The organism is Vulcanococcus sp. DEBay_Sum22DG08_74, from assembly GCF_017852955.1.
Taxonomy (GTDB): Bacteria; Cyanobacteriota; Cyanobacteriia; order PCC-6307; family Cyanobiaceae; genus Vulcanococcus.
The window spans coordinates 1-9,126 of the sequence record NZ_JAFMKL010000068.1; the positions used below are offsets into that span (position 1 = coordinate 1).

General features: G+C 64.3%; 12 protein-coding genes and 1 tRNA gene. 4 read left to right on the top strand and 9 right to left on the bottom strand.

The features are described 5' to 3' along the window. Positions 1-229 precede the first annotated feature (229 nt). From QZ184_RS08080 to petC, 5 genes are all read right to left on the bottom strand, one after another. A tRNA-Val gene (locus QZ184_RS08080) sits at positions 230-301 on the bottom strand. A 54-nt stretch (positions 302-355) separates the two neighbouring features. Continuing rightward, a complete protein-coding gene (gene cobM, locus QZ184_RS08085) occupies positions 356-1,129 on the bottom strand; it encodes a precorrin-4 C(11)-methyltransferase (protein ID WP_247479231.1) in 774 nt (257 codons plus the stop codon). Beyond that, positions 1,126-1,968, bottom strand: a complete 843-nt coding sequence (gene lgt, locus QZ184_RS08090) for a prolipoprotein diacylglyceryl transferase (RefSeq protein WP_296416035.1) — start codon at positions 1,966-1,968, stop codon at positions 1,126-1,128. Before lgt ends, cobM begins: the two co-directional genes overlap by 4 nt. 11 nt (positions 1,969-1,979) lie before the next feature. Then, positions 1,980-2,912 (bottom strand): cytochrome f, encoded by a 933-nt coding sequence (petA, locus tag QZ184_RS08095; RefSeq protein ID WP_247479742.1) that lies wholly within the window; start codon positions 2,910-2,912, stop codon positions 1,980-1,982. A gap of 38 nt (positions 2,913-2,950) precedes the next feature. Beyond that, positions 2,951-3,499, bottom strand: a complete 549-nt coding sequence (gene petC, locus QZ184_RS08100; RefSeq protein ID WP_010317981.1) for a cytochrome b6-f complex iron-sulfur subunit — start codon at positions 3,497-3,499, stop codon at positions 2,951-2,953. Between the two features lie 132 nt (positions 3,500-3,631). Between petC and QZ184_RS08105 the strand changes: the two genes are divergently transcribed. Then, positions 3,632-3,967, top strand: coding sequence for a DUF3067 family protein (locus QZ184_RS08105; protein ID WP_247479229.1), 336 nt, complete (start codon positions 3,632-3,634; stop codon positions 3,965-3,967). Between the two features lies 1 nt (position 3,968). Here QZ184_RS08105 and tatC read toward each other — a convergent pair whose 3' ends face one another. Both tatC and QZ184_RS08115 read right to left on the bottom strand, forming a co-directional pair. After that, the gene (gene tatC, locus QZ184_RS08110) at positions 3,969-4,772 is read right to left on the bottom strand and encodes a twin-arginine translocase subunit TatC (protein WP_247479227.1); all 804 of its coding nucleotides are present in this window, start codon (positions 4,770-4,772) and stop codon (positions 3,969-3,971) included. Next, entirely contained in the window at positions 4,769-6,487 is a 1,719-nt protein-coding gene (locus QZ184_RS08115; RefSeq protein ID WP_296418977.1) for an NFACT RNA binding domain-containing protein, read from the bottom strand. The genes tatC and QZ184_RS08115 overlap by 4 nt, the downstream gene beginning before the upstream one ends. Positions 6,488-6,546: 59 nt before the next feature. Between QZ184_RS08115 and gmk the strand changes: the two genes are divergently transcribed. After that, the gene (gene gmk, locus QZ184_RS08120) at positions 6,547-7,116 is read left to right on the top strand and encodes a guanylate kinase (RefSeq protein ID WP_247479224.1); all 570 of its coding nucleotides are present in this window, start codon (positions 6,547-6,549) and stop codon (positions 7,114-7,116) included. A gap of 57 nt (positions 7,117-7,173) precedes the next feature. On the opposite strand, the gene psaJ is transcribed toward gmk, so the two are convergent. Continuing rightward, on the bottom strand, positions 7,174-7,290 hold the full coding sequence (gene psaJ, locus QZ184_RS08125; RefSeq protein ID WP_010317976.1) for a photosystem I reaction center subunit IX: 117 nt from the start codon (positions 7,288-7,290) through the stop codon (positions 7,174-7,176). A 38-nt stretch (positions 7,291-7,328) separates the two neighbouring features. After that, positions 7,329-7,808 carry a photosystem I reaction center subunit III gene (locus QZ184_RS08130; RefSeq protein WP_010317975.1) on the bottom strand — a complete coding sequence of 160 codons (480 nt, stop codon included), beginning with the start codon at positions 7,806-7,808 and terminating at the stop codon, positions 7,329-7,331. Positions 7,809-7,873: 65 nt separating this feature from the next. Here QZ184_RS08130 and tsaD point away from each other — a divergent pair, with 65 nt between their 5' ends. Together tsaD and QZ184_RS08140 are read left to right on the top strand one after the other, a co-directional pair. Continuing rightward, on the top strand, positions 7,874-8,941 hold the full coding sequence (gene tsaD / locus QZ184_RS08135) for a tRNA (adenosine(37)-N6)-threonylcarbamoyltransferase complex transferase subunit TsaD (RefSeq protein WP_296418981.1): 1,068 nt from the start codon (positions 7,874-7,876) through the stop codon (positions 8,939-8,941). Between the two features lie 36 nt (positions 8,942-8,977). Then, positions 8,978-9,126 (top strand): high light inducible protein (locus QZ184_RS08140; protein ID WP_296418983.1); only part of this gene is annotated, 149 nt, incomplete at its 3' end.

The window sequence follows — 9,126 nt, forward strand, 5'->3', positions numbered from 1 at the left end:
AGGGTGGTCGTCATGAGTACGGGAAAGAAGTGCCGTGCGCGAACGCCTGGCGGTTTATGAAGAGCTGGACATATCCAGCAATGAAACTTTAAGCGCTGCTCACGCTCGCCGTGCCCGCTTCCGATGCCGGCTGGTGATGGAAGTGATCAGCCCGGCTTATGGCCATGTGCCGCGAGACACAAAAAAGCCGGACGCAGTCTGCTGCGCCCGGCCAGGGAGTTCAAACAAGTGGGCGATACTGGATTCGAACCAGTGACCCCTTCCGTGTGAAGGAAGTGCGCTACCGCTGTGCTAATCGCCCGCGTGCGCTCATCGCTCGCGCAGTCAGAGCTTAGATCATGGCCGCGCGGCGGGCCTACTCAGCGCCGCCGCGGAAGAGGTGATTGTGGCTCGCTGAATAGAGCTTGGAGCGGGGGCCCCCAGGTGCCGCGAGGGCGGGGCTCACCACGTAGAGGGTCGTGCGGATCAGCTCGCGCTCGCGGCTGACCCGATCGATGTCCTTCAGGGGGACAACGCTGATCCACTCATCGGGCCAGCTGACGCGATAGCCAATGGCCACAGGGGTGTCCGCTGGATAGTGCAGCAGCAGTTCACGCTGCACCTCCTCGACGTGCCGAGCACTGAGGTACAGGCAGAGGGAGGCCTTGAGCGATGCCAGCCGCTCCAGGGACTCGCTCTCTGGCACGCCGGTTCGCCCCCCAGCCCGGCCAAGCACAATCGTCTGCACCAGTCCAGGAATGGTGAGCTCGCTGTTCAGGCGGGCGGCAGTGGCCTGATAAGCACTGAGTCCGGGGACGACCTCCACGGCAACATCGGCATCGAGCAAGCGGCAGAGCTGTTCGTTGAGGGCGCTGTAGAGGCAAGTGTCTCCGTCATGCAGGCGCACCACGCGCTTGCCCTGCTTGACGCGATCGAGCATCAGCAGCATCACCTCCTCCAAGGTCAGGGTGCTGGTTCGGATCCGCTCGCAGTCCTGGGGCGCCATTGCCGCCAGCTGAGGATTGACCAGCGAATCGGTCCAGATCAGGACCTCCGCTTGTTCAATCGTTCTGGCTGCCCGCAGGGTCAGCAGATCGGGAGCGCCTGGGCCCGCTCCAACAATCCAGACCTTTCCCGTGGTCGTGCTCATGGCTTCACTCCGCTGGGGTCGGGTAGGGGGCGTTTGCGGCCATAGAGCCAGTAGAGGCCCAAGCCACCCAGCGCGATCAAGACCAGGCTGATCAGCTGGGCCATGCGCAGTCCACCGGCGCAGTAGGGCGGTGTCCCCATCAGACAAAGCGGATCAATCCGCAGTCCTTCAATCCAAAGGCGACCGCAGCTGTAACTCATCAGATAGACGCAGCTCAGGGCGCCAGCAGGCAGTGCGATCCGCCCTTCCATCCCCCGCCGAAACAGCCAGAGCAGCAGCAGCAGGACGCCCAGGTTCCAGATCGACTCGTAGAGAAAGGTCGGGTGAAAGGTCGATTGATCGAGAAATTCAACCGGTCGGTTCGAAAACGGGATGGTCAGCTTCCAGGGAAGGTCCGTGGGAAGACCGAAGGCCTCGGAATTAAAAAAGTTCCCCCAGCGCCCGATGGCCTGGCCCAGTGCCACCGAGGGAAGCAGGACATCCAGCAGATTCCAGAAGGCGATCTTGCGCCAACGGCTGTAGAGGATCACCGCCAAGGTCCCACCAATCAGGGCCCCGTGGATGGCAATGCCGCCGCGCCAGATGGCCAGTGCATCCAGCCAGTTGAAGCGGTACTGACGCCACTCAAAGGTGACGTAGTAGATCCGGGCACCAACGACGGCCGCCAGGACCAGCAGCGGCAGCAGATCGGCGATCAGCGTCGAATCGATGCCCCGCTCTTTGCCAAGGCGCGTGGCCAGGGCGAGTCCGCAGAGCACCGCAATCGCGATGAGCAGCCCGTACCAACGCAAAGAAAATGGCCCCAGCTGAAACAGCAAGGGGCCAGGGGAGGTGAACACAGCGAAGGGCATCAAAGGCCTTCGGCGGCCTGCACCTTCTCGAACTGCTTCTTCTTCAGAACAAGCATGATCTGGGCAAGAGCCACGGCGGCGAAGAAGGCCAGCAAGCCGTAGATGCGCACAGGGTTCTGCAGAACGACCTCAGCATCCAGTTGACCGAAGCCACCCACGTTGGGGTCATTGGTCAGGGCTGCACCAGCGGCGACCACATCGCCCACTTGGGCAGTGACGGTGGGGCCAGCGGGGATGGTGTCGCTCACGCTGTTGCCGTCGGCGGTCTTGATGACGACAACGGAGGCACCGGCGTCACCGGCGTTGATCGCTTCAACGGTGCCAGCAGCAGAAGCGTTGAAGACGCCGTTGTTGCTCTTCTCACCGGTGGGGTACACCTGACCGCGGCCGCGGTTACCGCCGACGTGCAGCTGGAACTTGCCGAAGTGGATGTTGCTATCGGCAGCGGGGTCAGGCGAGAGGATCGGGAAGACGATCTTCTGGTGGTCATCGCCGGGCAGGGGACCGACCAACAGGATGTTGGGGTTCTCTTCGTCCCAGGTGGTGACGTAAACGCCTTCGGTCTCTTCCTTGAGTTCGTCGGTCAGACGATCAGCGGGAGCGAGTTTGAAACCGTCGGGAAGCATCACGACAGCACCCACGTTCAGGCCGGTGGGAGAGCCATCGCCAGACACCTGCTGAACGCTGGTGTCGTAAGGGATCTCGACTTCAACTTTGAAGACCTCATCGGGGAAGACCGCTTGGGGCAGTTCCACGTGGGTGGGCTTCTTCGCCAGGTGGCAGTTGGCGCAGGCCAGCTTGCCGGTGGCTTCCCGGGGGTAGTCGTACTGCTGCTGTGCCCAGAAGGGATAAGCCCAGCTGGCCTGAGGAGCAAAGAAGAGTGCGCCGAGAACCAGAACCGAACTCAGCAGCAGGGAGAAGGAGCGACGCATGGGGCGTGGGGGCGAGAGGGAAACGGTTGGGGAGGAGATCAGACCCACCAGGGCTTCTCGCCGGTGCGGAAATCAGTTTCGGTCCACTGGCTCAGGAACACGTTGTCGTTCTCGACCGAGACGTGTGCAAGGGCCAGGGAGAGGGGGGCAGGGCCGCGCACCACCTTGCCGGTGTTGTCGTACTGCGAGCCGTGGCAGGGGCACATGAACTTGTTGGCCGCTGCGTTCCAGGGCACAACGCAACCCAGGTGGGTGCAGATGGCATTAATGCCGTAGCTGCCGATGGCATCACTGCCTTCGACGATCAGGTAGGTGGGGTCGCCCTTGAGGCCCTGCACCAGGTTGCGATCACCCTCGCGGTGGTCGCTCAGCCAGCCACTGGCGGTGACGGAGTTACCCAGCTCGTCCTTGGCGGCCGTACCACCGCCGGAGCCAGCGGCCTTCGGGGGGATGAAGTAGTTGGCCACCGGGTAGAGGGCGCCAAGGGCAACTCCGGTCACCGAACCGAAGGTCAGCAGGTTCATGAACTGCCGGCGACCCATTCCGGGGACATCACCGCTCGAGGCGCTCGCTGGGATTTGGGTCATACGGGGCGGCCTGCAGCCACATCGACGTGGGGGCCATTATGGACCTTGTCGTTCCCGCAACGGGCCCGAACTGCAGGCAGGTGGCCGAAGCCTGCAACATGCTGTTGCGAGGGCGTCTTGCTTTGCCTTGCTGTGACTGAGTCACCTGCCGCTCCCCTGGCCACTGCGGAGATCCTTGAGACCCTGCGGGGCCGTTGGCAGGCCTCCTACGACCTACAGCTGACGTCCCGGCGCGGTCGCCTTTATTTGCAGGTGATGTGGGCGTACCTCGAGCAGCAATCCTTTCCCCTGGATGCCGAGCAGTACACCGCCAAGCTCGACGAGCTTGTGGCCACCCTCAATGGGCTTGGTGTGGCAGGACAGGTGCGCCAATGGCTCACCACCACCAATGACAAACCCCGCCTGGGTAAGGCGATGAACCTGGCCCTGGAGCTTCCTGAGGGGCGGGCGAGTGAGTTCCTGCTCTGATCTAGGCCGGCCGTTGGACCACCCGAGCCAGGCCAACACCGACGAGGTAGAGCGCCGTGATGGCGCCACTGAGCAGCAGCATCGTGATCGGGTCCGTCGAGGGGGTCAGCACAGCCCCGGCCAGGGCGGAGGCCATCACCACAAAACGCCAGGCCGAGAGCATGGACTCTGAGCGCACGAGTCCCAGGGCCGCCAGCAGCATCTGCAGCACGGGTAGTTGGAAGGCCAAAGCGGTGGCCACCATCAACAGCAGCACGAAGTCCAGATAGCGCTCGATGGACCACAGCGGCTCAACGACATCCGCGCCGTAACTCACGAGGAAGTTCAGGGCGGCTGGAACCAGGGCCCACCAGGCAAAGGCCAGGCCCGCGAGAAAGAGCACGGCGGACCCCGCGACCGCTGGAGCCACGAGCTTTTGTTCCCTGCGGGTCAGGCCGGGTAGGACGAAGGCCAGGCCTTCGTAGAGGACGTAGGGCAGGGCCAGGGTGAGACCGGCGTAGCCCGCCACTTTCAAAGAGACCAGCAGGAATTCCCCCGGTGCCAGCTGCAGGAAGTGAATGCCGTGGGCGGGTACCTCAAGCAGGCGCACCAGCGGCCGGACAAACAGCAGACACGCGGCCGCGCCGACGACCACCGCAAGCAGGCTGCGCAGGACGCGGCTGCGCAACTCCTCGAGGTGCCCAACGAGGGTCATCTCCACCTCGGAGGGGAAGTCCTCTTGGACTTCAGCGGCCGGAATCTTGATGGGAGGCGGCGGCGCGACTCCAGCGGGGCGACCGTCAGGGCCCTGGGGTTGATCGCTCATGACTGTTGCTCCCCACTGAGGCTAAGGGGTTTGCCGCGCAGTAGTGCCTCAGCGGCGTCGGGGTCGGCCCAGAGGACTTCACCACCGCGGTGTCTGACGGTTCCTGGACCCGCCCCCGGGATCCGCTGCAACTGCTCACAGGGGGTCATGACCACCGCCACCTGGCGATTGCCGCGGGCACGGCTGAAGTGGGCCGCCAGGCTGGCCGCCGCCTGCAGATCGCTGTCCTCCGCAGGGGCGACTGAACTCTTCAGCACCACATGGCTACCGGGGCACTCCTGGGCGTGGAACCAGAGATCCCCCTTGCGGGCCTGTTGGAGGCTGATCCATTCGTTCTGGCGGTGATTGCGGCCAACTTGGATCGTCAGACCCCTTGGGCTGGTGACGGATAGGGGGCTGGGATCCCCCTGCGCTCGCCTGCGTTCCTTGCGGTTGCTGGGTTGGCGTTGCCAGAGCCTCTCGCTGTCCTCTTCGAGGGCCTGCAGTTGCAGGAGCCCGTTGGCGGGGTCCCATTGGCACTCGAGCTGGATGAGCTCCAGGAAGGTCAGGCTTGCCTCCAGTTGCTCAAGTTGCTGCTGGTGCTGGGCCAGTCGGGGGGTGATGGCGGCCACGGAGCGCCGCAGACGCCGCGCTTTTTTGTAGAGCTTCTGGGCCTCGTTCACCGTGTCTCGGCTGGGGTTGGCTTGGCAGAGCAGGGCGTCGGCCTGCTCCTGGAGTCCAGTGCTGTTGCCGACTTGATCCAGGAGCGCTTGCTGTTGCTGCTGTTGCTGCCGTTCGCGCTCCAAGGCCCGCTCGAGCCGCTGCTTGAGGGCCTGCTGCCGCTGTTGAAAGGCCCTGGCTTGCAAGCGATCGCGGTGATAGCTCGCCAGCTGGGCGTTGAGGCTGTCTGGCTGCTCTGGTGCGCGCTCGCTGCTCCAACAGCAATACCCCCCGCCCTCCTCCAGGCGGAATACGAAACGTTCCTCCTCCAGGGCCTCGAGCCAGAGCTGCCAGCGCTGCCAGAGCTGGTCCCAGGTCACCGGGCTGAGGCCCTGTGCGGGTTGATCGAGTAGGTCATCGCCGAGTCCCGCGACCAATTGGCGCGCGAGCGCTGGGCTGATGCCTTGATAGGCGCTGGGTAGGGCGCGTTTTAGCGGCAGCGGCAGCAGTTGCAGTTCGCTTTTCCAGTGCTCAAAGCTCTCGCTGCGGCTGGGGCAGCGACCGCCCATGGGCGGTGGGGCGCTGTAGAGATCGCCGGTGCTGATCGGCCTTAGGCGGGACTGGTTATCGCGGACCTGCCGGGCCACGGCCACGACCCTGCGGTCTTGATCCAGCAGGAAGACATTGCTGTGGCGGCCCATTAACTCCAGGACCAGGCTCCGCTGGGCCGGCTCCCCCGGCCTGGTGGCGAAGTCCAGTTCCACCACCCGCTCCCAACCGTCTTGTTGGAGGCCGGTGAGCGCCAGCCCGCTCAGTCCGTGCTGGAGCTGTTGCGCCAGGGTGCTGCCATCCCCCTGCTTGGGGGGAGGCGGGATCTCCAGCAGGCGCGGTGCTTCGGCCAGCCAGCTGAGCTCGAGCCAGAGCCGCCGCTCCAGCGTGCGGAACCCCAGGTGAAGGGTCTGCCCGTCGGCCTGTTGGGCTTTCTCAAAGCGGCTGGGCACCAGTTGCGGCCGCAGTTCCGCCAACACCGCACGAAGGCTGGTGAGGTCCATGGCCTGGAGGGACTGGGCGGCCATGGTCTGCGCCGATTCGCTGCGGAGGCACTCTTACTCTGCAGGGCCATGGTTGAGTCCCAATGGCGGAAGAGCCCTCCTCCAGCGGCCGGTTGTTTCTGATCACGGGCCCCAGTGGAGTCGGCAAGGGGACCTTGGTGACTGCCCTGCTGGAGCGTCATCCCGAGATCTGGCTTTCGATTTCAGCGACCACCCGCTCCCCTCGCAGCGGCGAGGTGGAGGGCACGAGCTACTTCTTTTTGAACCGGGCTGATTTCGACGCCAAGGTCTCCCAAGGGGGCTTGCTCGAGTGGGCCGAGTTCGCCGGTAACTGCTACGGCACCCCCCGTGAGCCCGTGGAGGCTCAGCTTCAAGCGGGCCGGCCGGTCCTGCTGGAGATCGAGTTGGAAGGGGCGCGTCAGGTGCGCCGCAGCTTCCCCAGCGGTTTCCAGATCTTCATCAAGCCCCCCTCCTTTGAGGAGCTTGAGCGCCGCATTCGCGGACGGGGCACCGATAGCGAGGAGGCCATTGTTCGGCGGCTTGAGCGAGCCCGGGTGGAGCTGCAGGCCGAGTCCGAATTCGACGCGGTGATCGTCAATGGCGATCTGACGGAGGCCTTGCAGCAGCTGGAGCAGTTGATGGGGCTTGGCTAGGGGCGCTGGGCAATAAAAAAGGCCCCGATTGGGGCCTTTTTCAATGGCAACTGCCGATCACATCGGGTGGAAGAGGAGATCGGGGAAGAAGCGGTTGAATTCGATCAGGATGCCAGCGGTGACGGTGAACCAGATCGCGGCGAAGACCGGGGCGGTGGTCAGGAACTTTTTCATCGGAATGACGTTGAAAGAGTGGAGATAACCCGCCGCGATCAGCGGGGGGAGACGGTGATCTTGTCGTCGGATTCGGTCAGCTTGCCGCCGCTGAGTTCAGCGAAGGCAGCGATGGGCCAAGTGGCTGCGGCCAGGGTGCTCTTGAAGGCCAGAGACAGGTCGATCTGGATTTCCTTCATGGCGGCGTCCTTGCTGCCACGGATGGCCATCAGGTAGTTGCGACCGGCCCAGCCGATGCAACCAGCGATGTAGAGGAAGGCGATGCCGGGGATGATGAAGTCACCAGCGTGGCTGAGGCGACCATCCACGATCAGGTGGGGCAGGCCATCAGCGCCGCAGGAGGCCTGGCTGTACATCTCGAAGCGCGCCTTGGCCTGGGGGGTGGAGGCGGCGGCGGCCCGGGATTGGAAGCGTGCGCTTTCAGCGCAGGGGGTCAGGCCTGCAACATCAGCTTTCGCCACGGGGGCGAAGCCGAAGATCAGCAGGGCAGAAATGAGAACTGCAAAAAGGCGGCGCATCGTCAGGTCCAGCTGCTGCACGGCAGGATGTCACTTACGGACAGTAAGAGAGCTCTCCAGACCTAATGCCCACGCTGCTGGCCCTCGAAACAAGTTGTGACGAGTCAGCCGCAGCCGTTGTGTGTAATCAAACGGTGCTCGCGAGCGCGGTTGCAACGCAAATGGAGGAGCACGCCCGTTGGGGTGGCGTCGTTCCGGAAATCGCCTCCAGACGCCATGTGGAGGCGCTGCCCCATCTGATTGAACAGGTGATGGCGCAGAGCGGCGTCAGTTACCAGGAGCTCGATGCCATCGCGGCGACCGCGGCCCCGGGGTTGGTCGGTGCGCTGTTGATTGGATCGGTGACCGGGCGGAGCCTGGCCCGCCTTCACGGAAAACCGTTTCTGGGGGTCCATCACCTGGAGGGGCACCTCTGCTCGGTCCAGCTGGGAGATCCCCTGCCGCCGGGACCCTATTTGGTGCTTCTGGTCAGCGGTGGGCACACCGAGATGATCCGTGTGGATGGTCCCGGTGACTACACGCGTCTTGCTCGCAGTCGCGATGACGCCGCCGGTGAGGCCTTCGACAAGGTCGCCCGTCTGTTGGGGTTGGGCTATCCGGGAGGCCCGGCCGTTCAGGCCGCCGCCGCCAGTGGCGATTCCAAGCGTTTCAGCCTTCCCAAGGGCCGGGTGTCTCGGCCCGAGGGGGGCTTCCATCCCTACGACTTCAGCTTCAGCGGTCTCAAGACAGCGGTTCTGCGGCTGGTCAATCAACTGCGGGCCGAGGAAGCCGCCGGCGGCGAGCCGTTTCCCTTGGCGGATGTGGCGGCGAGCTTTGAGCAGGTGGTCGCTGACGTCTTGGTCGAGCGCACGACCCGCTGCGCCCGCGATCAGGGACTGAAGACCATCGTCATGGTGGGCGGAGTGGCGGCAAACCATCGTTTGCGCGCGCGGCTGGAGGAGCGTTGCCAGGCGCTTGCGCTCGAGTGGCGGGTAGCGCCTCTGGCCTACTGCACCGATAACGCCGCAATGATCGGTGTGGCGGCTGAACAGCGCTTCCGTGCTGGCGCACAAAGCTCGATTGAGCTGGCTGTGACGCCCAGGCTGCCCCTGGAGCAGGCTCCGGTTCTTTATGAACCCCAGGCGCCCTTCTGATTTCCGTAGGCTGCTTGGAGTTTGAAGGCAGAGGCGATGGCCACTGCAGACTCCGCCCCTACCCCAGACCAGGTTGTTGAAGCAGCTCCTGAGGAGCTGAACCAGTGGAAGCGCGGCTTTACGCCTCAGGCTGAAATCTGGAACGGCCGCATGGCGATGGTGGGCCTCTCCGTTGGCTTGAGTGT

What these genes read in the sequence shown, in the direction of transcription:
- cobM (WP_247479231.1), bottom strand. Translation starts at nt 1,129, where the DNA reads ATGAGCACGACCACGGGAAAGGTCTGGATTGTTGGAGCGGGCCCAGGC.
- petA (WP_247479742.1), bottom strand. Translation starts at nt 2,912, where the DNA reads ATGCGTCGCTCCTTCTCCCTGCTGCTGAGTTCGGTTCTGGTTCTCGGC.
- petC (WP_010317981.1), bottom strand. Translation starts at nt 3,499, where the DNA reads ATGACCCAAATCCCAGCGAGCGCCTCGAGCGGTGATGTCCCCGGAATG.
- tatC (WP_247479227.1), bottom strand. Translation starts at nt 4,772, where the DNA reads ATGAGCGATCAACCCCAGGGCCCTGACGGTCGCCCCGCTGGAGTCGCG.
- QZ184_RS08115 (WP_296418977.1), bottom strand. Translation starts at nt 6,487, where the DNA reads ATGGCCGCCCAGTCCCTCCAGGCCATGGACCTCACCAGCCTTCGTGCG.
- gmk (WP_247479224.1), top strand. Translation starts at nt 6,547, where the DNA reads ATGGCGGAAGAGCCCTCCTCCAGCGGCCGGTTGTTTCTGATCACGGGC.
- psaJ (WP_010317976.1), bottom strand. Translation starts at nt 7,290, where the DNA reads ATGAAAAAGTTCCTGACCACCGCCCCGGTCTTCGCCGCGATCTGGTTC.
- QZ184_RS08130 (WP_010317975.1), bottom strand. Translation starts at nt 7,808, where the DNA reads ATGCGCCGCCTTTTTGCAGTTCTCATTTCTGCCCTGCTGATCTTCGGC.
- tsaD (WP_296418981.1), top strand. Translation starts at nt 7,874, where the DNA reads ATGCCCACGCTGCTGGCCCTCGAAACAAGTTGTGACGAGTCAGCCGCA.